This window comes from Paractinoplanes pyxinae, from assembly GCF_026626335.1.
Lineage (GTDB): Bacteria > Actinomycetota > Actinomycetes > Mycobacteriales > Micromonosporaceae > Actinoplanes > Actinoplanes pyxinae.
In genome coordinates, this window is sequence record NZ_JAPNTZ010000010.1 from 276,181 (window position 1) to 298,680 (window position 22,500).

Here is a 22,500-nt window from a genome sequence, read left to right on the forward strand (position 1 = left end):
AAAGATCGAGGCCCGGCCGAATGGCCGGGCCTCGTCTCGAGGAGGGATCAGGCGCGGGTGAAGACCAGCGCCACGTTGTGACCGCCGAAGCCGAACGAGTTGTTCATCGCGGCGGGGATGTCGAGCTGGCGGGCCTTGTGCGCGGCCACGTCGAGGTCCAGCTTGTCGTCCGGGTCGTCCAGGTTGATCGTGGGCGGCACCACGCTGTCGCGGATGGCCAGGATCGTGGCGATCGACTCGAGCGCGCCGGCCGCGCCCAGCAGGTGGCCGGACATCGACTTAGTCGAGGTGATCACCGGGTGGGTGCCGACAGCGGCCTTGATGCCGATGATCTCGCCCATGTCGCCGGCCGGGGTCGAGGTGGCGTGGGCGTTGACGTGGGCGATGTCGGCGCCGGTGAGGCCGGCGTCGCGGATCGCCCGGCTCATCGCGCGGGCCCCGCCCTTGCACTCCGGGTCGGGCTGGACGATGTCGTAGCCGTCCGAGGTGATGCCGGCGCCGGCCAGCCGTGCGTAGATCCGCGCGCCGCGGGCCTTCGCATGGTCGGCCCGCTCGAGCACCAGGGCGCCCGCGCCCTCGCCGAAGACGAACCCGTCGCGGCCCTTGTCCCACGGACGGGAGGCCTTCTCGGGCTCGTCGTTGCGCGTGGACATGGCCCGCATGTTGGCGAAACCGGCGTACGGCAGGGGGTGGATGACCGCCTCGGTGCCGCCGGCCACGACCACGTCGGCCCGGCCGGAGCGGATGATGTCCAGACCGAGCGACATGGCCTCGGCCCCGGTGGCGCAGGCGCTGGCCATGGCGTGCACGCCGGCCTGGGCCTTGAGCTCGATGCCGACCCAGGCGGCGGGGCCGTTGGGCATGAGCATCGGCACCGTGTGCGGGCTGACCTTGCGCTGCCCCGACTCCTCGAGGATGTCGTCCTGGTTGAGCAGCGTGAGGGCGCCCCCTATGCCGCTGCCGAAGCTGACGGCCAGGCGCTCCCGGTCGAGGCCGGAGTCCTCGAGTCCGGCGTCGGCCCAGGCCTGCTTCGCGGCGATCAGCGCGATCGCCTCGGAGCGGTCGAGCCGGCGCATCCGCACTCGCTCGATGACCTCGGACGGGTCGACCTTGAGCTGAGCGCCGATCTTGACGGTGAGCTGATCGGCCCACTCCAAGGTGAGGCGACCCACCCCGGAGCGGCCGGCGAGCATGGCGTCCCAGGTGGACGCGACGTCCCCGCCCAACGGGGTGGTCGCGCCGAGCCCGGTGACGACGACGTCGACATTGCTCATGTCAGTGGTTCGCCTCGATGTAGGAGACGGCGTCGCCGACGGTCTTCAGGTTCTGGACCTCGTTGTCGGGGATCTTGACGCCGAACTTCTCCTCGGCGGCCACCACGACCTCGACCATGGACAGCGAGTCGACGTCCAGGTCGTCGGTGAAGGACTTGCCCTCGGCGACGTCGTCCGGGTTCACGCCGGCGACCTCCTCCAGGATCTCGGCGAGGCCCGAGGTGATCTCTTCGCGAGTAGCCATTACTGGTAGTTCCTCTCAATGGTGGGGACTGCTCCGGCCGGGCCGCCGCTTACGGACAGCGGATGACCTGGCCGGCGTAGGTGAGGCCGCCGCCGAAGCCGAACAGCAGGACCGGCGCGCCCGAGGGCACCTCGCCGGTCTCGATCAGCTTCGACAGGGCCAGCGGCACACTGGCCGCGGAGGTGTTGCCCGAGTGGACGATGTCCTTGGCCACGACGACCTCGGGGCCCAGGCCGAGCCGCTTGACGATGCCGTCGATGATCCGGGTGTTGGCCTGGTGCGGCACGAAGGCGGCCAGCTCGGACGGCTTGATGCCGGCCTTCTCGCAGGTCTCGAGCGCGAACGGGGCGAGCGCGGTGGTGGCCCAGCGGAACACCGTCTGGCCGTCCTGCTCGATGTAGGGCTGCCAGCCCTCGATGCGCAGCGCGTCGCCCTTGTCGGGCGCGGAGCCCCACAGCACCGGGCCGACGCCGGGCTGCTCGCCGTCGGCCACGCCGGTGACGATCGCGGCGCCGGCGCCGTCGCCGAAGAGCACGGCGGTGGTGCGGTCGGTCCAGTCGGTGACGTCGGACAGCTTCTCGGCCCCGATGACCAGGGCGTTGCGGGAGGCGCCGGCCCGGATGGCGTGGTCGGCGGTGCCCAGCGCGTACGAGAAGCCGGAGCACGCCGTGTTCAGGTCGTAGGCGGCCGGGGCGTTGATGCCCAGCCGGGCCGCGACCCGGGTGGCCACGTTGGGGCAGCGGTCGACCGAGGAGCAGGTGGCCACGGTGACCAGGTCGATGTCGGCCGCGGTGAGGCCGGAGGCGGCCAGCGCCTTCTCGGCGGCGAAGGTGGCCATGTCGGCCACCGACTCGCCGTCGGCCACCCGCCGCTCGGCGATGCCGACCCGGCTCTTGATCCACTCGTCGTTGGTGTCGATCGTCGCCGCGAGGTCGTCGTTGGTGACGACGCGCGAGGGCTGGTAGTGCCCCATCGCGAGAATGCGGGTGCCCGCGGTCATCGTGTTGCTCCTTCGATCGGGTGTCCACCGTGCCGGGCGATCAGGTCCTGGGCGGCGGGCAGGTCGTCCGGCGTGTTGAGGGTGACGATCTCGGGGGCCCCTTCGCCCTTGAGCTCGCGCTTGACCAGGCCGGCCAGGGTGCCGGCGGGCGGCAGTTCGAGCACGCCGGTGACGCCCCGATCGGCCAGCGTGCGCATCACCAGGTCCCACCGCACCGGCGCGGTGACCTGGCGGACCAGGCGGCCGACCATCTCGGGGCCGCTGGTGACGGCGGTGCCGTCGAGGTCGGACAGCAGGATGCGGACCGGGTCGGCGACGGAGACACCGCCGGCGATCTGGGCCAGCGCGGCCTCGGCGGGCGCCATGTACGGCGTGTGGAAGGCACCGGCCACCTCGAGGGCCCGGACGCGGGCCTTGGCCGGCGGCTCCTCGCCCAGCGCGGCCAGCCCGTCGAGCGAGCCGGCCGCCACGACCTGGCCGGTGGCGTTCAGGTTGGCCGGGTGCAGGCCGTGCTTCTCGATCGCGGCCAGCACCTCCTCCGGGTCGCCGCCGAGCACGGCGCTCATGCCGGTGGGCTCGAGGGCGCAGGCGGCGGCCATCTCGCGGCCCCGCACGCCGGCCAGCGCGATCGCGGCCTCGGCGGGCAGCACGCCGGCGATGGCGGTGGCGCCCAGTTCGCCCACGCTGTGCCCGGCCACCACGTCGACCCTGTTCACCGGCAGCTCGCCCGCGGCCAGCAGCGACGCGGCGACCAGCAGGGGCTGGGTGCGGGCGGTGTCCTTGATCTCGTCGGCGTCGGCCTTGGTGCCGAGGTGGACGAGGTCGACGCCGGCCAGCGCCGACCACCAGCGCAGCTTGGTCTCGGCGCCGGGCAGGTCGAGCCAGGGGATCAGGAAGCCGGGCTTCTGGGAACCCTGGCCGGGGGAGAGTACGGCGAGCACGTAGTCGACTCTTCCGGATCGGTCGCGGTTGCGGGGTTGACGGCGGCCACCAAACCCTACGACAACGCTTGTGGAAACCCTACAAACGCGCCCGTGAATCGCCCCATATAGTCCGCTTTTGAAGGCCTCCTCAGGTGACCTCGGCGGTGAGTGAGTTACGTCGCAGGATCCAGCCGGCCGACGGTCAGGGCGATCCGCAGGGCGAACGCGTCCCGCCCGTCCAGCGGCGACAGGCCGGTGACCTCGGTGACCCGCTTGAGCCGGTAGCGGATGGTGTTCGGGTGCACGTAGAGCTCGCGGGCCGCGCTCTCGAGCACCCCGCCCGCGGCGAAGAAGGCGTCCAGCGTCTCGAGCAGCCCGGTCCCGGCCCGGGCCAGAGCCCCGTACGCGTCGTGCCGCAGCGTCCGCCGGGCCTCCATGTCGCCGGCCAGGGCCCGTTCGGGCAGCAGGTCGTCCGCGGCCACCGGATTGGGCGCGCCGGGCCAGGCCGGAGCGGCCCGGAAGCCGGCCAGGGCGGCCCGGGCCGACACCGTCGCCTGGTCGAGCGAGGGCACGGCCGGGCCGACCACGATCGGGCCCTCGCCGAAGCTGCCGGCCAGCGCCTCGGCCGTGGCCACCGGGTCGGTCGCCCCGCCCATGACCACCACCAGCCGGTCGCCGTGGACGCCGCCGATCACCTCGATCCGGGCGCGCCGGGCGGCCCGGTAGACGGCATGCAGCACGGCGGTGATGTCGCCGCCCGGCGAGCGGCCCACCACCACGGCCACCGGCGGCGCGTCGGCCCAGCCCAGCGCGGCGGCCCGGCTGGCCAGCACGTCGGACGAGTCGCCGCGCAGCAGGGCGTCGACCAGCAGGGCCTGCAGGCGGGCGTCCCAGGCGCCGCGCGACTCGGCCGCGCGCGCGTAGACCCGGGCCGCCGAGAATGCGATCTCGCGGGAGAACTTGAGGATGGCCTGCAGCAGCGGCTCCTCCTCGCCCGGCGCGGCGAGGGCGGCCACCTCGGTCTCGGCGACGTCGATGGTCACCTTGATCAGCTGCACGGTCTGGGTCAGGGTGAGCGAGCGGGCCAGGGCGCGGGGCGCGGCGGCGAACACCTCGTCGGAGATCTCCTGCGTGGTGGCCGCGACCACGCCGCCCGAGCGCAGCCACTCGACCAGCGAGCGGACGCCGGCCTGGGCCACGAGCATGACCCAGGAGCGCTGGTCGGCCGGCAGCGCGCGGAACCAGGGCAGAGTCTCGTCCATGCGGGCGGCCGCCGAGGTGGCCAGCGCGCCCGCGTGCCGCTCGATCCGGCGCAAAGTGGCGGCCGGGGGCGGTTTCGCGGCACCTTTGGCCGGCACGGTCTCGGACACGTCCTTAGCCTGCCACGAGCGCGAGCCGGGTGAGTTTCGTACCGATTTGGCCATTTAGTCCGGAGTAGCGGTGCGCCCCTGCCGCGATTTCGGTCGGTGACCTGGCATGGTGTCGTCCTAGCGTCGGCTGCCTGACACCCGTACGGGGTAATGACGGGCCGCCGGCTGCCGATGAAAGACCGCGACAGCTTGAGGGGAGGCGAGATGACGGAACGGGAGAACGAGCCCGAGCGGGCGGCGGAGACGCTGCCGGTTCCGGCGATCGCCGGGCCGGCCGCAGACGAGCCGGTGGTCCGGGACGACCCGGGGCCGAGCCGGGTCGGCTGCCGCACCGAACTGCACGGCTGGGCCGGCGGCCACCTGCACGGTGCCGTCCGCCCGCGCCGCCGCGCCGCCGGGCGAGGCCGCCCGCCGGGCCGCTGGTGCTGAGTACCTCCGTCGGGTGAGCTCCGCGTCCGCTCCCGGGCGCGTCCCCGCGTCCGGGGCCGGAAGCCGGAACGGTGAACCGGTGGACGACAAGAGACGGCTGATCCTCGACCAGGCGCTGGCTCTGGTCGACGAGCGCGGGCTCGCTGCCATGTCGATGCGGGCGGTCGCGGAGCGGGTCGGGCTCACCTCGATGGCGCTCTACCCGTACGTCGGCGGCAAGGACGCCCTCCTCGACGGCCTGGTCGACCTGCTCAACCTCGAACTGGGCGACGACGTGGGTGACGCGGGCGAACCGGACTGGCGACACCGCTTACGGGCGCTCGGGCGGGCCGTACGGGCCCTCGCCGCCCGCCACCCCGGCGCTTTCCCGCTGCTGCTGAACCGACCGGCCGGGGCCTCGGCCTCGTGGCTCACGGCTGCGCTGCGCGGGATCCTGCACGACGCCGGCGTCCCGGCCGGGCACGTGCCGCGGCTGGCTCGCCTGATCCTGGCGATGCTGCTGGGGTACGCGACCGGCGAGGTCACCGGCGGCCTGCCCGCGGCGGAGGACCCCGGCGACTTCGAGGCCGACCTCTCCGACCTGGTCCGCCTGGTGGAGAGCGCCGTCCGGGTGGCGTAACGCCGTTCGGCACCGAAAGACCGGATCGGCGCTTATAAAGGGCCTATGTCCGGCGACAACGACACGGCCCTGCGCGAGTTCGTGACCAGCCGCCTGCCGCAGCTGCGCCGCTCGGCCTTTCTGATGTGCGGCGACTGGAAGATGGCGGCCGAGCTGACCCGCGCGACCCTGGCCCGCCTGGTGGCGGACAGCCGGCGGGGCGTGGTGGCCGATCCGGACGTCTACGCGTACGCCGACCTGATGGAGGCCTGCCGGCGCCGCAACCGCCGTCGCGAGCACGTCTTCGTCGCCTCGCCCGGCGCGGCCGGGGTCGAGGCTGAGTCGATCCTGCTGCTGGACGCCCTGCACAAGCTGACCCCGCGCTGCCGGGCCGTGCTCGTGCTGCGTCACTGGGACGGCTTCGACGCCGAGGCCGCCGGGGCCATGCTCGACCTCAACGAGGACCAGATCGCCGCCTACGAGCGGGCCGGGCTGGCCGCCCTGGAGAAGCTGCTCGGCGAGTCCGAGGCAGCGATGGCCGGATGAGCGGGCCGCTGAACCGGCTGCTCGAGCACGTGCTCGAGGGCGAGCCGGAGGTCGGCGACGAGGTCGACGCGATCTTCCGCCGGGCCGCTCGGCTGCGCCGGCGCCGCACCCAGGCGGTCCTGCTGGCCGGGGTGGGGACGGCCGGGCTGATCGTGGCGCTGGGCTACCTGCTGACCGCCACCCTGCTGAACTCGCCGCCGGCCACCGTCTCGACCGGCACCGCGGACGTCGTGGCGGCCACCCCGCCGCCGTTGCCCAGCGAGGCGCCGGCGCCCGCCCGCGACGGGGTGCTGGCCGTGGTCGAGCCGCTGGTCAAGGGCCGGCAGCTGGAGATCGTTCCCGCCTCGGAACGGCGCGGCGACGGCTGGCGCGAGTACGGCGTCGCCGACGCGCAGGGCCGGTCGCGCGGCACGATCCAGGTCGCGGTGTTCGACGTACGCAAGAATTGGTGTTTTCCCGTGGCGGCCGACCCGGACGCGTGCGCCCGGACCGACCACGCGGGCGGCATGGAGTACGTCCGCTACGACGACGTGAGCGACGCCGACCGCCAGGTGCGGCAGACCATCGCCCGGCGGATCGACGGGCGGCGGGCCCTGGCCGTGCTGGCCGCGGGGGCGCAGAACGCCGGCGCCCAGCGCGGGAAGCCGGCGTTGACCGGCGCCCAGGTCGAGCAGGTGGCGACCGACGAGCGCGTGCTCGACGCCTTCGGGAAGGCCGAGAACTGCGACGACGGCTGCCCGGCGTTCGCGACGCCGGTCGAGGGGGACTAGACCCGGCGGCGGATCAGGAACGCGATGCCGGCCAGGCCGACCAGGATGATCATCAGGACCCCGCCGTTGAGCAGGAAGAGCCGGCGCATGTCGCCCAGCACCTGCGAGGCGTCCGCCGAGTCCTGCGAGGCCGCTTCGAGGTCTTCACCAACGCCGCCGCCGATGCCGCCGACCACGTCCGGCTTGGCCTTGAGCGGCACCCCGCTGACCCGCAGCGTCTCGGACATCGACAGCCGGCCGTAGAACCAGCCGTCGGTGACCTTCTTGTTGCCGGGCTGGGCGGCCGGGCGGTGCGCCCGCGGGCCACCGGCGGCCATCGGGAACAGCTCGTACTTCTGCAGGGCGGTCTTGTTGGCCAGCACGGTGACCGTGTACTTGGGGCCGAGCTTGTCGGCCTTGAGCGCGGTGGTCTGCGGGCGGGCCGAGGCCATCCAGTTGACCTCGCTCAGCAGGCTGCCGAAGAGCCGCTTGCTCGACAGGACGGTGATGACGATCGTCTCGTCGATGTCCTTGCCGGCGATCTGGATGTTGGTCGGCTTGGCCGGCCCCTTCGGCGCGGCCGCGGCGGCGCCGGGCGCCAAGCCGATCGCGAGCGCGGCGCTCATCGCCAGCACCCCGGCCGCCGACAGCAGTCGTGTCATCGCCCCTCGAACCATCGTCCGGCCTCCCCGCCCCGTGGTGGACATGGCTTCGCGCACCGTTCATCGCCCCCGCGACGGCTGCCGGGGAACGACCGAGGCCTTCAGCCTTCCCGAGCGGACGCCCGGGCGCATCTCGGGCCGGACGAATTGGTGCCATCTGGGGGATGACGTTCGCACGATGACGGCCGTTGATCAGCGCGCCGAATAGTACCCACTCCGCGCAACGCCGCGGGGGCCCGGTCACCCGCTCAGCGGATTTCACCACCGTTACGGCGGCGGGCGAATGGCCGACCGGACCCCTTATGCGATATAGCGGTATTTGTCAGGCGGCGAGCTTGGCCCGGGCCGCCCGCAGGCGGGCCAGGGTGCGCTCGCGGCCCAGCACCTCGATCGACTCGAACAGCGGGAGGCCGACCGAGCGGCCGGTGACTGCCACGCGTACGGGCGCCTGGGTCTTGCCCAGCTTGAGCTCGCGGGCCAGGCCCACCGCCTCGAGCGCGCCCTTCAGCGGCTCGGTGGCCCATTCGTCGAGCGCCTCGAAGGCGGTCACGGTGGCGTCCAGGATCTCGGCCGCGCCCTCCTTCATCGCCTTGGCCCACGACGCCTCGTCGAAGGCCGGCTCGTCGAGGAAGAAGAAGTCGACGTACTCCACGATCTCGGACAGCACGGCGATGCGGGTCTGGGCGAGCGGCGCGACGGCGGTGAAGACGTCGGCGTCGAACGCGGACGGCGCCCACGGCGGGGCCGCGATGGTGTCCGTCCCGCTCAGCCACGGCGTGCAGAGCTGAATGAACTCCTCGACCGAGAGCGCGCGGATGTAGTCGCCGTTGAACGCCCGCAGCTTCTTGATGTCGAAGAAGGCGGACGCGTGGTTGACCTCCTCGAGGCGGTACTCGTCCTCGATGACCTCCCACGGCACGATCTCGCGGTCGCCGCTCGGGGCCCAGCCCAGCAGCATCAGGTAGTTCTTCATGGCGGCGGCCAGATAGCCCTCGTCGCGGTAGCTCTCCAGGGCCACCTTGTCGCGGCGCTTGGACAGCTTCTGCCGCTTCTCGTTGACGATGACCGGCACGTGCGCCCAGACCGGCGGCGTGTGGCCCAGCGCCTCCCACAGCATCTGCTGCTTGGGGGTGTTGGGCAGGTGCTCCTCGGCCCGGATCACGTGGGTGATGCCCATGGTCATGTCGTCGACGACGTTGGCCAGCAGGAACAGCGGCGAGCCGTCGCTGCGGGCGATGACGAAGTCCTCGATCAGCTTGTTCTCGAACGTGGGCTTGCCGCGCACCAGGTCTTCCACCACCGTCTCGCCCTCGTCGGGCGTGCGGAAGCGCAGCGCGCGGCCCTCGCCCGGCCCGAGCCCCCGGTCGCGGCAGAAGCCGTCGTAGCCGGTGTGCTGGTTGCCGGTGCGGGCGATGACGTCCTCACGCTTGCAGTCGCAGTAGTAGGCCTTGCCCTCGCCGTAGAGGCGGGTGGCGGCGGCGATGTGGTCCTGCGCGTAGGAGGACTGGTAGTACGGACCCTCGTACGAGCCGCGTTCGATGCCGATCCAGTCGAGCGCCGAGAGAATCCCCTCGGTCCACTCGGGACGGTTGCGGGCGGCGTCGGTGTCCTCGATGCGCAGGACGAAGACGCCGTCGTGCTGCTTGGCGTAGAGCCAGTTCTGCAGCGCGGAACGGGCCCCGCCGACGTGGAACATGCCGGTCGGGGAGGGGGCGAAGCGTACTCGAACAGTCACCCGACAAGACTACCTAGGCGACAGAACGGATTTTCATCACCGCCACCGCACCGGCCAGGGTGACCAGGCCGGTGAGCCCGAACAGGGCCGGGTAGCCGCCCAGGTGGGTCACGATCGGGGCGGCCAGCAGCGGGCCGAGCGCCTGCGGGGCCGCGCTGGCGATGTTCACGACGCCGAGGTCGCGGGCGCGGTCGCCCTCGGACGGCAGCACCTGGGTGATCAGCGCGGTGTCGACGGCCAGGTAGACCCCGTAGCCGGCGCCGAACAGCAGCGCCGCCGCCAGCGAGACGGGCCAGGTCGGCCAGATCGCCAGCAGGGTGGCCGCGATCGTGATCAGCACGCCCGACCAGACCACGAAGATCTTGCGGCGGCCGAGGCGGTCGGAGAGCCAGCCGCCGAGCATGGCCGTGCCGATCATGCCCACCGTGTAGAGCAGGATCATGTAGAGCAGGCCGGTGTCCGGGTCGTCGAGCTTGACCGCGTCGCTGAGGAAGTAGAGCAGGTACAGCGTGCCGAGCGCGTTGCCCAGCTGCACCAGGAACCGGGTGCCCCAGGCCCACAGGTAGTCGGGCTTGCCGCGCAGGTCGATCTTCCACCGGATCTTGACCGGATGCCCGGGTGGCAGCGGGTCGTCCTGGGTCAGCAGGGCGAACGGCGTGGTCAGGATGACCAGGCCCAGGCCGAGTGCGATGTAGCCGGTGCCGATGTCGGTGAACACGGCCGTGACCAGGATGGCCCCGATGACCAGGCCGAGCGCCTGGGGCATGCCGATCCAGCCCGAGACCAGGCCGCGCTGCGCCACGGGCACCCGGTCCGGCACGGCGGCGGTCAGCGAGGCCAGCATCGTGTTGATCCCGACCGTCACGAAACACCAGGCCAGCGTCACGACCAGCAGGCTGGGCGCCTCGGCCAGGACGGCGATGGAGAGCACCGAGAGGGCGCAGCCGGCCAGGGTCCAGATGTGCCGGCGGCCGTACGGGCGGCCGAACATCTTGAGCCGGGTGCGGTCGGACAGCATGCCGGCCAGCGGATTGACCACGATGGCCACGACCGCGCCGATGCCGGTCACGATGCCGAGCCAGAGTTCCTTGTGTTCCGGAGTGATCTCGGCGACCTGCAGCGGCAGCAGGATCTGGATCGGCGTGAAGTAGGCCATCCAGAGGCCGAGGTTGGCCGCGAAGAGCAGTCCTATCCACGACCGCCGAACGGGTTCGACCGGGGTGGCGAGGACCGGAACTCCATGAGCGACGGCCATCCGGCCTCCTCGAAAGGCGAAATTTCCTCGGAGATTAGAGGATCACGAACCCTTCGGGAAGGCCTCGTCGGCCGAAGCTTACGAAAAGCTGGGAGGGTCGGTCTAGACCCTCCGTGGCTCCGCCGGTGCGGAGGGTAGCCATTTCACCTGATCAATGCCGCTCGTACGGCTCACGGCTCACACGGTGAAGCGGTCGACCAGGCCGGTCAGGCGGCGCGAGGTGGCGTTGAGCTCGTCCGCGGCCCGGTGCGACACCGAGACCGAGGTCCGCGTGCCCTCCACCGCGCCGCTGACCACGCCGATGCCCTCGGCGATGTCCCGGCTGCCCGAGGCCACCTCGGCGATGTTGCGGGCCATCTCGGCGGTCGTCGCCGCCTGCTCCTCGACCGCCGCCGCGATCGCCGTCTGATAGTCGTTGACCTGCGCGATCCGGGCCGTGATGGCCTCGATCGCGCTGACCGCGCGGGTGGTGTCGCCTTCGATCGCCGCGACCCGGGCGGTCACGTCCTCGGTGGCCCGCGCGGTCTCCTGGGCGAGGTCCTTGACCTCGTTGGCCACCACGGCGAAGCCCTTGCCGGTCTCGCCGGCCCGGGCCGCCTCGATGGTCGCGTTGAGCGCCAGCAGGTTGGTCTGCTCGGCGATGCTGGCGATCAGCCGCACCACGTCGGCGATCTTCGTGGTCGAGTCGCGCAGCTCGCCGATCACCCCGGCCGCGGCCGCGGTGAGGCCCACCCCGTCCCGGCCGGCGGCCGCGGCGTCCTGCGCGTTGGTCGAGATCTCGCGGATCGAGGCGCCCATCTCGTCGGCCCCGGCGGCCACGGTCTGCACCACTGTCGAAACGCTCTCGGCGGCGTGGTTGACCGTGCCGGCCCGCGCCGACGCCGCCTCGGCCGAGCCGGCCAGGTCGCCGCCGGTGGCCTCCACCTGCTGGGCCGTCGTGGCCACGTCGCGCGAGGCCGAGGTGACCTCCACCATCACCGACCGCAGCTCGGTCGCCGCGGTGTTGAGCTGGGCGCCGGCCACCGCGATCTCGTCGCCGCCCTCCACCGGCACGCTGACCGTCAGGTCACGGCCGGCCAGCCGGGTCAGGCCGCCGGTCAGACGGGTCAGCCGGCTCGAGATGCGCCGGGCCACCAGCCACGCGACCAGGCCGCCGAGCAGGGCCAGGAGCACGGCCACCAGGCCGAAGATGACCAGCATGTCGCGGCGGCCGTCGCGCACGGCGGTGATCGGGCCGGCCGCGTCGGCGTCGTAGCCGCCGATGGCGATCGCCCACTGGTAGGGCGCGTAGTACGTGACCGACGTGGTGGTCGGGCCGGCGGGCGCACCGGCCGACCCGGGCAGCTGGTACGTCGTACGCCAGACCTCGCCCGCGGCCAGGCCGGGCGCCTTCGTGACGATCTCCTCGATGTACTTGCGGCCGGTCGCGTCGGTGGCCGAGACGTCCACGCTCCCGCCGGACTCGATGTTGGTGGCGACGACCCGGCCCGCGTCGGTGGCGGCGGTGCTGAAGACGGCCAGCCAGCCGTTCGCGCCCACCTCACCCGCGGCCACCGCCTCGGTCAGGTCGGTCAGCGCCTCGGCCTGGGGCATGCCGGCGAACAGCGAGCCGATCACCCGGCCCGACGAGTCCTTGATCGGGGCGTACGTCGTGATGTACGGCGTCCCGACGACCGAGGCCACGCCCCGGTACGTCTTGCCCGCCTTGATCGCGGCGGCTACCGGGTTGGCCTTGCCGTCGGCGCCCGCGGCCGGAATGTAGGTGCCGATGGCCCGGGTGCCGGTAGCCGACTTCACGGTCGTGCCCACCCGCAGCAGGTCGCCCGCCGCGTTCATCCGCTGGAACACGGTGATCGCGCCGCCCGCCACGGCCTGGGCGTCATCGACGTACGGTGTGGTGCGTTCGAGATCGGTGTTCTGACCCAGCCAGCTGCCGCCGACGGTCATCCGGGGCAGGGTCACCGTGGTCCTGGCCTGGGTGACCTGGTTGGTGGCGGTCCACGTCGCGGTCCGGTCGCTCAGCCGGGCGCCGCCCCGCTGCTGCAGCAGGCCCGTCGCGGCTCGCAGGCTCACATCGACACTGTCCTGCACGACGTCGCCCACCGACTGGACCAGCGTGGTCACATTGGCCGTCACGCGGTCGAGCGTCCTGGCGTTCTGGGCCACGACCTCGCGCTCGGTGTTGTCGGCGAAGCTGCTGCTCTCCCAGGCGCCCGCGGCGACCAGGACGGCCGCGGTGGCGATCACCCCGCCCAGGCCCAGGGCCAGGAGCTTGTGACTGATCTGCAACCCGCGGCGAATCTGTCCCACTCTGGCCCTATCGGCGCGGTCCGGCAGGGCCTGAGCCGGATCCGCCCACCAGGGGCGGATCCGGCTGCCGAATCAGCTGTCGCCGCCGGTCTCGCCGACCGGAGCCGCGTTGACGTCGTCGATCGCGTACTTCTTGGCCGCCTCGGCCGGCACGTGCGACGGAACCTTGCCCCGCAGCGCCAGCTGGCGCAGCGTGGCCACGACCACCGACTCGGCGTCGACGTTGAAGTGCCGGCGCAGGGCGTGCCGGGTGTCGCTCATGCCGAAGCCGTCGGTGCCCAGCGACGTGTAGTCGTTCGGCACCCACCGCGAGATCAGGTCGGGCACGGCCCGCATGAAGTCGCTGACCGCGATGACCGGGCCCTCGGTGCCCTCGAGCTTCCGCTGGATGTACGGCTTGCGGGGCTCGTCGCCGACGTGCAGCAGGTTGTGCTCCTCGGCCTCGACCGCGTCGCGGCGCAGCTCGGTCCACGACGTGACCGACCAGACGTCGGCGTCCACGCCCCAGTCCTGGGCGAGCAGCGTCTGGGCCTTGAGCGCCCAGGCCATGCCGGTGCCGGAGGCCAGCAGCTGGGCCTTCGGGCCGTTCGCGCCGGGCGCCTGCGAGTACCGGTAGATGCCCTTGAGCAGGCCCTCCACGTCGACATCGGCCGGCTCGGCGGGCTGCACGGCCGGCTCGTTGTAGACGGTGAGGTAGTAGAAGATGTTCTCCTGCTTCTCGCCGTACATGCGGTGCAGGCCGTCCTCGACGATGTGCGCGATCTCGAACGCGAACGCCGGGTCGTAGGCCACCACGGCCGGGTTGGTCGCCGCGATCAGCAGCGAGTGGCCGTCCTCGTGCTGCAGGCCCTCGCCGTTGAGCGTGGTGCGACCGGCCGTGGCGCCCAGCAGGAAGCCGCGGGTCATCTGGTCGGCCGCGGCCCACAGCTCGTCGGCCGTGCGCTGGAACCCGAACATCGAGTAGAAGATGTAGAGCGGGATCATCGGCTCGTCGTGCGTGGCGTACGACGTGCCGGCGGCGATGAAGCTCGCGGTCGACCCGGCCTCGTTGATCCCCTCGTGCAGGATCTGGCCGTTGGTCGCCTCCTTGTACGACAGGAAGAGCTCGCGGTCGACCGAGGTGTAGGTCTGGCCGTGCGGCGAGTAGATCTTCTTGGTCGGGAAGAGCGAGTCCATGCCGAACGTGCGGGCCTCGTCCGGGATGATCGGCACCCACCGGGCGCCGAACTCCTTGTCCTTCATGAGGTCTTTGAGCAGGCGGACGAAGGCCATCGTGGTGGCGACCTTCTGCTTGCCGCTGCCCCGCTTGACGTCGCCGAACGCCTTCGAGTCGGGGATCCGCAGCACCTTGCCCTTGGTGCGCCGCGACGGGATCGAGCCGCCGAGCTCGCGCCGGCGCTCGAGCATGTACTGCATCTCGTCGGACTTCTCGCCGGGGTGGAAATACGGCGGGAGGTACGGGTTGTCCTCGAGCTGCTTGTCGCTGATGTCCAGGTAGAGGCGGTCGCGGAAGCCCTTGAGGTCGTCCAGCGTCAGCTTCTTCATCTGGTGGGTGGCGTTGCGGGCCTCGAAGTGCGAGCCCAGCGTCCAGCCCTTGATCGTCTTGGCCAGGATCACGGTCGGCTGGCCGGTGTGCTCCATGGCCGACTTGTAGGCCGCGTACAGCTTCTTGTAGTCGTGGCCGCCGCGCTTGAGGTTCCAGACCTCGTCGTCGGTCATGCCCTCGACCAGCTTGCGGGTGCGCGGGTCGCGGCCGAAGAAGTTCTCGCGCACGTACGCGCCGGACTCGCCCTTGTAGGTCTGGTAGTCGCCGTCGGGCGTCACGTTCATCAGGTTGACCAGCGCGCCGTCGGTGTCGGCGGCGAGCAGCGGGTCCCACTCCCGGCCCCAGACGACCTTGATGACGTTCCAGCCGGCGCCGCGGAAGAACGACTCCAGCTCCTGGATGACCTTGCCGTTTCCGCGTACGGGACCGTCGAGGCGCTGCAGGTTGCAGTTGATCACGAACGTCAGGTTGTCGAGCTCTTCGCGGGCGGCCAGGCCGATCGCGCCCAGCGACTCGACCTCGTCCATCTCGCCGTCGCCCAGGAACGCCCAGACGTGCTGCTGGCTGGTGTCCTTGATGCCGCGGTTGTGCAGGTAGCGGTTGTAGCGCGCCTGGTAGATCGCGTTCAGCGGGCCGAGGCCCATGCTGACCGTCGGGAACTCCCAGAAGTTGGGCATCAGCCGCGGGTGCGGGTACGACGGCAGGCTGTTGGGCGCGTGCGACAGCTCCTGCCGGAAGCCGTCGAGCTGGTCGGTGGTCAGCCGGCCCTCGAGGTAGGCCCGGGCGTACATGCCGGGGGAGGCGTGGCCCTGGAAGAAGATGTGGTCGCCCCCGCCGGGGTGGTCCTTGCCGCGGAAGAAGTGGTTCATGCCGACCTCGTAGAGGCTGGCGCTCGACGCGTACGTCGAGATGTGGCCGCCCACGCCGATCTCGGGGCGCTGGGCGCGGTGCACCAGCATCGCGGCGTTCCAGCGGATGTAGGCCCGGATCCGGCGCTCCACGAACTCGTCGCCGGGGAACCAGGGTTCCTGCTCGGGCGGGATCGTGTTGATGTAGTCCGTGGAGGTCAGGGGCGGGACGCCGACCTGTCGCTCCCGGGCCCGCTCGAGCAGGCGCAACATAACGTAACGGGCTCTCTTGGCGCCGCGTTCGTCGATGACTCCGTCGAGCGACTCGACCCACTCATTGGTTTCTTCGGGGTCGATGTCCGGAAGCTGGCTCGGCAGGCCGTCGCTGATCACCGGGCGCTTGCGCTCCGTGGCCACAGGCATTCCTCTTGGTCGGTGTCGGACCGGGCGCCTCATTGTGTGAGCCGCTCGGGTATGTCTCCATCCTGCCCCTTCGCCGTGCGCATCGTCACGCCTACCGTGCGGGTACGCGATCCGCGACACACGTACTGAGCAGTAACTTGTTATCCAGCCAGAAAGCTGAACCTTACTTGGCGTTCCGGGTTGTCCCCGTTGGTGTCCACCAGGCAGATGGACTGCCAGGTGCCGAGGGCGATCCGGCCCCCGATCACAGGCAGCGAGGCGTACGGCGGGATCCAGGCCGGCAGCACGTGGTCGCGCCCGTGCCCGTTCGACCCGTGCCGGTGCCGCCACTTGTCCTCGGCCGGCAGCAGCTGGTCGATCGCGGTCAGCAGGTCGTCGTCCGAGCCGGCGCCGGTCTCGATGATGGCCAGACCGGCCGTGGCGTGCGGCACGAACACGTGCAGCAGCCCGTCCCCTTCGGACTCGACGAACCGCTCGGCCTCGCGGGTGATGTCCCGCACCACGGGACGCGACCCGGTCCGGACCGTGATCACTTCGGTACGCATGACCCGAGTCTGCCAGCCCCTGCGCAGCTCCCGGGCGGTGGGCGGTTTTCTCCCCATGGCGGGGCTCGCCCCGGTGGGCAATGCTGGTCTGGTGACCACCCCGCAGAACCTGGACGAGCGCTTCCGGGAAGCGGTGTCGGCGCTGGCTCCTCCCGGCGACCGCCGCCCGCCCGGCGACCCCGTCCGCGACGGCTCCTCCCTGACCGGTTCACGCGCCCTCGAACTGTTCGACGCCCAGCTGGCCAGCCGCCACCTCGACCTGGCCGCCCGCTGGCTGCGCAGCTTCAACGAGGGCTTCTACACCATCGGATCGTCCGGCCACGAGGGCAACGCCGCGGTCGCCGCCGCCCTGCTGCCCACCGACCCCGCCCTGCTGCACTACCGGTCGGCCGCGTTCTTCTGCGCCCGCGCCAAGAGCCTGCCCGACGCCGCCCGCGACGTGCTGCGCGGCGTGGTCGCCTCGGCCCGCGAGCCGATCGCCGGCGGCCGGCACAAAGTCTTCGGCAGCGCCGACCTCAACATCGTCCCGACCACCTCCACCGTGGCCTCGCACCTGCCCCGGGCGGTCGGGCTGGCCTTCGCGATGTCCCGGTCGCGGCCCGACAGCCGGTGGGTGCGCGACGCCATCACGGTGGCGTCCTTCGGCGACGCGTCGGCCAACCACGCCGCGGCCACGGCCGCGCTGAACTCGGCCGGCTGGTTCGATCACTCCGGCGTACGGCTGCCGCTGCTGTTGATCTGCGAGGACAACGGCCTGGGGATCAGCGTGCCCACGCCGGACGGATGGATGGCGGCCATGCTGGGGTCGCGGCCGGGGCTGCGCTACACGGCGGCCGACGGGTGCGACCTGGCCGCCACCTACGAGGCGGCCACCGAGGCCGTGGGCTACGTGCGGCGGGAACGCCGGCCCGCCGTGCTGCACCTGTCGACCGTACGGCTGATGGGTCACGCCGGGGCCGACGCCGAGGTCGCCTATCGCACCACCGAGCAGATCACCGCCGACCTGGCCCGCGACCCCCTCATCGGCACGGCTCGGCTCTTGGTCGAGGGCGGACTGCTGAGCCCGGACGAGGTGATCGCGCGCTACGACGAGATCGGCTGGCAGGTGCGCAAGGTCGCCGAGGAGGTGCTGGGCGAGCCCAAGCTGGCCAACGTGGCCGAGATCGTGGCCCCGCTCGCCCCGCGCCGCCCCCTGCGGGCCGCCCACGAGATCACCGAGGTCGCCTCCCGCGCCCTCGGCCCCGGCGCCGCGGCCCGCTCCCGTGCCTTCGGCGGCAAGCTGCCCGAGCAGTCCGGGCCGCTCACGCTGGCCCAGACCATCAACGCGACGCTGACCGACGCCCTGGCCTACCACCCCGGCGTCCAGGTCTTCGGCGAGGACGTGGGACGCAAGGGCGGCGTGTACGGGGTCACGAAGCACCTGCAGGAGCGGTTCGGCGGCGAGAGGGTGTTCGACACCCTGCTCGACGAGACGACGATCCTGGGCCTGGCCCTGGGGGCCGGGCTCGACGGGCAGCTCCCGGTGCCCGAGATCCAGTACCTGGCCTACCTGCACAACGCGGAGGACCAGCTGCGGGGCGAGGCGGCCACGATGTCGTTCTTCTCGTCCGGGGCCTACCGCAACCCGATGGTCGTACGGGTGGCCGGCCTGGCCTACCAGCAGGCCTTCGGCGGGCACTTCCACAACGACAACTCGGTGGCTGTCCTGCGCGACATCCCCGGCCTGGTGCTGGCCGTGCCCAGCCGGCCCAGCGACGCCGCGCCCATGCTGCGCTCCTGCCTGGCCTCGGCCGCGGCCGACGGCAGCGTGTGCGTCTTCCTCGAGCCGATCGCGCTCTACCACACCCGCGACCTGCACGAGCAGGGCGACAACGAGTGGCTGGCCCCCTACTCGGGCCCGGGCGCCTGGGCCACCGAGCACGTGCCGATCGGCCGGGCCCGCACGTATCCCATCGGCTCCGGCGGCGACCTGACGATTATCACGTACGGCAACGGGCTGCGGATGTCGCTGCGGGTGGCGGCCAAACTGGCCCAGCAGGGCTACGGATCCCGAGTGGTGGACCTCCGCTGGTTGAATCCGCTGCCCGTCAACGACCTGGTCCGGGAGGCCGCCGCGACCGGCCGGGTGCTGATCGTCGACGAGACCCGGCGCTCCGGCGGCGTCGGCGAAGGAGTGCTGGCGGCCCTGGTGGACGGCGGTTTCGTGGGCTCGGCGAGGCGGATCGCCTCGGCCGATTCGCTGATTCCGCTGGGTCCGGCCGCACAGCAGGTGCTGGTGGGGGAGGATGCCATCACACAGGGTGCCCATGCCCTGCTGGCACGGTAAATTGCCCGCACACCCGGTGCGCCACTTGCGCTGGGGCCCGGGAGTGTGTGGACTACCCCCAGGTTTGAATTGACAGCTAGGAGGACTTAGACAGTGAGCGCGACCGCTGGTCAGGCCGACGGCGTACGCAGCCTGGCGGACCGGTTCGGCTTCGAGCCGAACATGGTGGTCATGGAGATGGGCTACGACGACGACGTCGACGAAGACCTCCGTGACGCCCTGACCGAACGTGTCGGCGAGTTGGTCGACGAAGACACCGACGAGGTCGTCGACGCGGTGCTGCTGTGGTACCGCGACGGTGACGGTGACCTTTTCGAAATTCTCACCGACGCCCTGGGCCCCCTCGCCGATGCCGGCGTGGTGTGGCTGCTGACCCCCAAGGCCGGGCGGGACAACCACGTCGAACCGAGCGAGATCAGCGAATCGGCCCCCACGGCCGGCTTGCAGCAGACCTCGACGGTCAACGCGGGCAAGGACTGGACCGGCGCCCGGTTGGTCACTCCCAGGGGCAACAAGAAGAAGTAGCTCGCTGCCCTCAGTCTCACCGGTCGGCGTCCCTCGGGCGCCGGCCCGGTTAGGGTTGTGCCCATGCCGCTCCCCGTCGGCGCCCCGGCGCCGCAGTTCACCCTCAAAGACCAGAACAACCAGCCCGTACGTCTGGCCGACTTCCAAGGCCGCAAGGCGGTGCTGCTGGTGTTCTACCCGTTCACCTTCACGGGCACCTGCCAGGGCGAACTGACCGAGATCAGGGCCAACCTGCCCGCCTACCAGAACGACCAGGTGCAGGTGCTGGCCGTGAGCGTCGACTCGGTCTACGCCCACAAGGTCTGGGCGACCCAGGAAGGCTTCGACTTCCCCCTGCTGGCCGACTTCTGGCCGCACGGCGAGGTGGCCCAGGCGTACGAGGTCTTCCACGCCGAGGGCGGCATGGCCAACCGAGGCACGTTCCTCATCGACCGCGACGGCGTGATCCGCTTCGCCGAGATGCTGGGCCCGGGCGAGTCCCGCGACCAGACGGCCTGGCACACAGCCCTGACCGCCCTGCCGGCCTGACTTTCCCGCCCTCCGCCACCCGGCGAGCCGCCACGTGCCGCAAGGTACGATGACCACTCCGGCCGTACGCCGTGCCGGGCGCGTAGCTCAGTGGGAGAGCACTCGCCTTACAAGCGAGGGGTCGTAGGTTCGAAACCTACCGCGCCCACCATGCCGCGTTCTAGCGGTCGCTGTGGGCGGTTCGCCGCCTGGCTTCGGTGTCCTCCTCGAGTTGCCGAGCCTGCTTGTTCCGGCCCAGGCTGCGCAGGTTGAGGACGAGGTTGCCGGCCGTGATCAGGGTGTTGGGATGGTCGTCGCCGAGCACTCGCCGGCTTCTGGTGAGGGTTTCTTCCAGCAACTGCCGCGCCTGTTCGTAGTCGGCCAGGCCACGCAGGCTGTTGGCGAGGTTGTTGGCCGAGGCGAGGGTGTCGGGATGATCGTCGCCGAGTAGCCGACGGCTTCGGGCGAATGTGTCCTCGTCGAGCCGGCGCGCCTGCTCGTAACGGCCCAGATGGCGCAGGCTGTTGGCGAGGCCGTTGGCTGAGTTGAGGGTGTTGGGGTGGTCGTCGCCCATGGCTCGCCGGCTTCGGGCCAGGGTGTCCTCGTCCAGTCGGCGCGCCTGTTCGTGCCGGCCCAGGCTGCGCAGGCTGTTGGCGAGGTTGCTGGCCGCGGAGAGGGTGTCGGGATGGTCGCCGCCGAACAACTGCCGCCTCTGGGCCAGGGTGTCTTCGTCCAGTCGGCGGGCCTGTTCGTATCGGCCCAAGTCCCGCAGGGCGGTGGCCAGGTTGTTGGCCGAGTTGAGGGTGTCCGGATGGTCGTTGCCGAATACCTCACGACACAGCCGGTGAGATCGCTGGAATTGCGACAGAGCGGCACGGGTCTCGCCGCGGGTCGACAGGTAGGTCGCGGCTCGGCCCAGCAGCCAGGCGATGTCGCCACCGACGGCGTCGGATATCCGGTCGTCGGCGGTGGCGGCCAGGAGGTGGGGCAGCAGCGCTTGCCAGGCCGGCCAGGTCGTCGGATTCGTCCACGGCTTTTGTGGCACAGCCGCCGTCAGAAGGTGGATCACGCGTTCGGGCCAAGGGCCGGCGTCGGACTGTTCCGCGCGGGTGCGGTCGCGGAGCAGGGCGGCGGGGATGCGATGCAGCAGGATGCTGCCGGTGTCGGAGCGGGTGATGCCGCGGCGTCGAAGGAGCCCGATCACGGCTGCGAAGTGCAGCGGGTCGGCGGCTACCTCGCTCAGCGGGGCGGGCAGAAGCCCGGCGTGCTCGGTCAGCAGGGTTCGCGGCACCGGATCGGGGGCCAGCCACGCCAGCAGGGTCACCAGCTGCAGCGCGGCCGGATCGTCGGCGGCCAGTTGATCGAAGGCCAGGGTCCACGAGGCAGCCACGGACAGCGGATAAGCGCCGCCGAGCACTCGGCTCAGTACTTCACTGCTGCGCTGTTCGACCAAGGCCAGGTACGAGCGGACGTCCAGGCCGGTGTCGGCCATCAGCCCGGCCGCCTGGGCGACGGCCAGTGGCAGGTCGCCCAGTGCCGCCGCGACCCGATCGGCGTCGGCTGCGGGCAGCGAGGGCATTCGCTGGTGCAGCAGTGCGATCGATTCCGGTCGGCTGAACATCTCCACTTCGAGCGGGGTCGCGAGCCAGGTCCAGTCGGGGTTGCGGGAGGTGACCAGGACGTGCCCGGGGCCGCCGGTGGGCAGGAACCGGTGCAGCGCCCTGGGGTCCTCGGCGTTGTCGAAGATCAGCAACCATCGAGGGCGGCCGTGCAGGTCGCCCAGCAGGCGGCTCACCGCGACTTCGGCCGTGTCGGTGGTGTCGGACAGGCGCAAGGCGCGGGACAGCGTCGCCAGCTGATCCGGAATCAGGGCCGGGTCTTCCGCGTCCACCCACCAGGCCACGTCGTAGCGACCGGCGTTGCGATGGGCGTACTCCACAGCGGTCGTGGTCTTGCCCACCCCACCCATGCCGTGCACGGTGTGGACAACCGCGGAACCCCGTGTGCCGAGCGCTTCCTCCAAGCCGGCGAGCAGCTGGTCACGACCGGTGAACGTCACCATCCGGGCCGGAATGTTCCACACCCGCCGGCCCGCTGCCGGGCCGGACGACCTGTCGCGCAAGGCGGTCAAGGCGTGCAGCAGCGCGGTTTCGAGCTCGGCCGGGCTGCTGACCGTCTTCGTGACGACGGTGCCCACCTGCAGCCGAGCCCGGAACGCTTCCTGCCGCGCCCCGTATCGCAGGTCGGTGAACAGCTCGCGGGGCCCTTGCATGTCATCGGCCAGCAGGAACACGAGCCGCGGGCGTCCGAGTTCGGTGGCGGCCTGGAACTCGAGCTCGGTGTAGGACAGTTCCGGGTGGTCCCGCACGGGTGAGCCGTATCGGAAACCCGCGATCAGCACGTACAGGTCGGCGGAGGCCACCGCGTCGCGGCACACAGACATCGGCGTCTGATCCTGGGCCGGGAAGTATGCCATGTCGACGACCGCGTCCCCGGCCTTGGCCAGCGCCGATTCCGCGGCCGCAACAAACGACTGACCGGCGGGTAAGCGCCGCAGCTCGCTGGTGTGCGACACGAACACCCGTCGCGCGTCACCCATCGAACCGTCCACCCCTCCCGCTACCCACAGTGCGAAGTTACGCAACCAGCCGCAAGATCACAGGGCCCGGTCGTGTGCTGCCGACG

At 71.5% G+C, this 22,500-nt stretch carries 19 protein-coding genes and 1 tRNA gene; 8 read left to right on the top strand and 12 right to left on the bottom strand.

Features of this window, described 5'->3' with window-relative positions; all coding sequences use genetic code 11:
* Positions 1 to 47: 47 nt before the first annotated feature.
* The 5 genes from fabF to OWR29_RS28490 form a co-directional block, all read right to left on the bottom strand.
* On the bottom strand, positions 48 to 1,274 hold the full coding sequence (gene fabF, locus OWR29_RS28470; protein WP_267566336.1) for a beta-ketoacyl-ACP synthase II: 1,227 nt from the start codon (positions 1,272 to 1,274) through the stop codon (positions 48 to 50).
* A gap of 1 nt (position 1,275) precedes the next feature.
* A complete protein-coding gene (locus tag OWR29_RS28475) occupies positions 1,276 to 1,518 on the bottom strand; it encodes an acyl carrier protein (protein WP_184953034.1) in 243 nt (80 codons plus the stop codon).
* A 49-nt stretch (positions 1,519 to 1,567) separates the two neighbouring features.
* Positions 1,568 to 2,518, bottom strand: a complete 951-nt coding sequence (locus OWR29_RS28480; protein ID WP_267566337.1) for a beta-ketoacyl-ACP synthase III — start codon at positions 2,516 to 2,518, stop codon at positions 1,568 to 1,570.
* Entirely contained in the window at positions 2,515 to 3,459 is a 945-nt protein-coding gene (locus tag OWR29_RS28485) for an ACP S-malonyltransferase (RefSeq protein WP_267566338.1), read from the bottom strand. The genes OWR29_RS28480 and OWR29_RS28485 overlap by 4 nt, the downstream gene beginning before the upstream one ends.
* 155 nt (positions 3,460 to 3,614) lie before the next feature.
* Complete coding sequence (locus OWR29_RS28490) at positions 3,615 to 4,703, bottom strand: PucR family transcriptional regulator (protein WP_324291279.1); 1,089 nt, start codon at positions 4,701 to 4,703, stop codon at positions 3,615 to 3,617.
* A 312-nt stretch (positions 4,704 to 5,015) separates the two neighbouring features.
* Between OWR29_RS28490 and OWR29_RS28495 the strand changes: the two genes are divergently transcribed.
* The 4 genes from OWR29_RS28495 to OWR29_RS28510 all read left to right on the top strand — a co-directional run bounded on the left by OWR29_RS28495 (position 5,016) and on the right by OWR29_RS28510 (position 7,154).
* Positions 5,016 to 5,240 carry a hypothetical protein gene (locus OWR29_RS28495; protein WP_267566340.1) on the top strand — a complete coding sequence of 75 codons (225 nt, stop codon included), beginning with the start codon at positions 5,016 to 5,018 and terminating at the stop codon, positions 5,238 to 5,240.
* Positions 5,241 to 5,319: 79 nt separating this feature from the next.
* Positions 5,320 to 5,859 carry a TetR/AcrR family transcriptional regulator gene (locus OWR29_RS28500; protein WP_267566341.1) on the top strand — a complete coding sequence of 180 codons (540 nt, stop codon included), beginning with the start codon at positions 5,320 to 5,322 and terminating at the stop codon, positions 5,857 to 5,859.
* Positions 5,860 to 5,904: 45 nt separating this feature from the next.
* The gene (locus OWR29_RS28505; protein WP_267566342.1) at positions 5,905 to 6,384 is read left to right on the top strand and encodes an RNA polymerase sigma factor; all 480 of its coding nucleotides are present in this window, start codon (positions 5,905 to 5,907) and stop codon (positions 6,382 to 6,384) included.
* Complete coding sequence (locus OWR29_RS28510) at positions 6,381 to 7,154, top strand: hypothetical protein (protein ID WP_267566343.1); 774 nt, start codon at positions 6,381 to 6,383, stop codon at positions 7,152 to 7,154. The genes OWR29_RS28505 and OWR29_RS28510 overlap by 4 nt, the downstream gene beginning before the upstream one ends.
* On the opposite strand, the gene OWR29_RS28515 is transcribed toward OWR29_RS28510, so the two are convergent.
* From OWR29_RS28515 to OWR29_RS28540, 6 genes are all read right to left on the bottom strand, one after another.
* Positions 7,151 to 7,795 carry a hypothetical protein gene (locus OWR29_RS28515; protein WP_267566344.1) on the bottom strand — a complete coding sequence of 215 codons (645 nt, stop codon included), beginning with the start codon at positions 7,793 to 7,795 and terminating at the stop codon, positions 7,151 to 7,153. The two genes, OWR29_RS28510 and OWR29_RS28515, sit on opposite strands and share 4 nt — an antisense overlap.
* Positions 7,796 to 8,117: 322 nt before the next feature.
* A complete protein-coding gene (gene gltX / locus OWR29_RS28520; protein WP_267566345.1) occupies positions 8,118 to 9,530 on the bottom strand; it encodes a glutamate--tRNA ligase in 1,413 nt (470 codons plus the stop codon).
* A 13-nt stretch (positions 9,531 to 9,543) separates the two neighbouring features.
* A complete protein-coding gene (locus OWR29_RS28525; protein WP_267566346.1) occupies positions 9,544 to 10,785 on the bottom strand; it encodes an MFS transporter in 1,242 nt (413 codons plus the stop codon).
* Positions 10,786 to 10,962: 177 nt separating this feature from the next.
* Positions 10,963 to 13,095, bottom strand: a complete 2,133-nt coding sequence (locus OWR29_RS28530; RefSeq protein WP_267566347.1) for a methyl-accepting chemotaxis protein — start codon at positions 13,093 to 13,095, stop codon at positions 10,963 to 10,965.
* Between the two features lie 72 nt (positions 13,096 to 13,167).
* Positions 13,168 to 15,906, bottom strand: a complete 2,739-nt coding sequence (gene aceE, locus OWR29_RS28535; RefSeq protein WP_324291278.1) for a pyruvate dehydrogenase (acetyl-transferring), homodimeric type — start codon at positions 15,904 to 15,906, stop codon at positions 13,168 to 13,170.
* 146 nt (positions 15,907 to 16,052) lie between these two features.
* Positions 16,053 to 16,457, bottom strand: a complete 405-nt coding sequence (locus OWR29_RS28540) for a YjbQ family protein (protein ID WP_267566348.1) — start codon at positions 16,455 to 16,457, stop codon at positions 16,053 to 16,055.
* Positions 16,458 to 16,512: 55 nt separating this feature from the next.
* Between OWR29_RS28540 and OWR29_RS28545 the strand changes: the two genes are divergently transcribed.
* From OWR29_RS28545 to OWR29_RS28560, 4 genes are all read left to right on the top strand, one after another.
* The gene (locus tag OWR29_RS28545; RefSeq protein WP_267566497.1) at positions 16,513 to 18,783 is read left to right on the top strand and encodes a thiamine pyrophosphate-dependent enzyme; all 2,271 of its coding nucleotides are present in this window, start codon (positions 16,513 to 16,515) and stop codon (positions 18,781 to 18,783) included.
* Positions 18,784 to 18,876: 93 nt separating this feature from the next.
* Entirely contained in the window at positions 18,877 to 19,308 is a 432-nt protein-coding gene (locus OWR29_RS28550) for a DUF3052 domain-containing protein (protein WP_267566349.1), read from the top strand.
* Positions 19,309 to 19,371: 63 nt separating this feature from the next.
* Positions 19,372 to 19,836 carry a peroxiredoxin gene (locus OWR29_RS28555; protein ID WP_267566350.1) on the top strand — a complete coding sequence of 155 codons (465 nt, stop codon included), beginning with the start codon at positions 19,372 to 19,374 and terminating at the stop codon, positions 19,834 to 19,836.
* Between the two features lie 76 nt (positions 19,837 to 19,912).
* Positions 19,913 to 19,987 (top strand) — tRNA-Val (locus OWR29_RS28560).
* Positions 19,988 to 19,996: 9 nt separating this feature from the next.
* Here OWR29_RS28560 and fxsT read toward each other — a convergent pair.
* The gene (fxsT, locus tag OWR29_RS28565) at positions 19,997 to 22,414 is read right to left on the bottom strand and encodes an FxSxx-COOH system tetratricopeptide repeat protein (protein ID WP_267566351.1); all 2,418 of its coding nucleotides are present in this window, start codon (positions 22,412 to 22,414) and stop codon (positions 19,997 to 19,999) included.
* Positions 22,415 to 22,500 lie beyond the last annotated feature (86 nt).

What these genes read in the sequence shown, in the direction of transcription:
- fabF (WP_267566336.1), bottom strand. Translation starts at nt 1,274, where the DNA reads ATGAGCAATGTCGACGTCGTCGTCACCGGGCTCGGCGCGACCACCCCG.
- OWR29_RS28475 (WP_184953034.1), bottom strand. Translation starts at nt 1,518, where the DNA reads ATGGCTACTCGCGAAGAGATCACCTCGGGCCTCGCCGAGATCCTGGAG.
- OWR29_RS28480 (WP_267566337.1), bottom strand. Translation starts at nt 2,518, where the DNA reads ATGACCGCGGGCACCCGCATTCTCGCGATGGGGCACTACCAGCCCTCG.
- OWR29_RS28490 (WP_324291279.1), bottom strand. Translation starts at nt 4,703, where the DNA reads ATGGACGAGACTCTGCCCTGGTTCCGCGCGCTGCCGGCCGACCAGCGC.
- OWR29_RS28495 (WP_267566340.1), top strand. Translation starts at nt 5,016, where the DNA reads ATGACGGAACGGGAGAACGAGCCCGAGCGGGCGGCGGAGACGCTGCCG.
- OWR29_RS28505 (WP_267566342.1), top strand. Translation starts at nt 5,905, where the DNA reads ATGTCCGGCGACAACGACACGGCCCTGCGCGAGTTCGTGACCAGCCGC.
- OWR29_RS28510 (WP_267566343.1), top strand. Translation starts at nt 6,381, where the DNA reads ATGAGCGGGCCGCTGAACCGGCTGCTCGAGCACGTGCTCGAGGGCGAG.
- OWR29_RS28515 (WP_267566344.1), bottom strand. Translation starts at nt 7,795, where the DNA reads ATGACACGACTGCTGTCGGCGGCCGGGGTGCTGGCGATGAGCGCCGCG.
- OWR29_RS28525 (WP_267566346.1), bottom strand. Translation starts at nt 10,785, where the DNA reads ATGGCCGTCGCTCATGGAGTTCCGGTCCTCGCCACCCCGGTCGAACCC.
- OWR29_RS28540 (WP_267566348.1), bottom strand. Translation starts at nt 16,457, where the DNA reads ATGCGTACCGAAGTGATCACGGTCCGGACCGGGTCGCGTCCCGTGGTG.
- OWR29_RS28545 (WP_267566497.1), top strand. Translation starts at nt 16,513, where the DNA reads ATGGCGGGGCTCGCCCCGGTGGGCAATGCTGGTCTGGTGACCACCCCG.
- OWR29_RS28555 (WP_267566350.1), top strand. Translation starts at nt 19,372, where the DNA reads ATGCCGCTCCCCGTCGGCGCCCCGGCGCCGCAGTTCACCCTCAAAGAC.
- fxsT (WP_267566351.1), bottom strand. Translation starts at nt 22,414, where the DNA reads ATGGGTGACGCGCGACGGGTGTTCGTGTCGCACACCAGCGAGCTGCGG.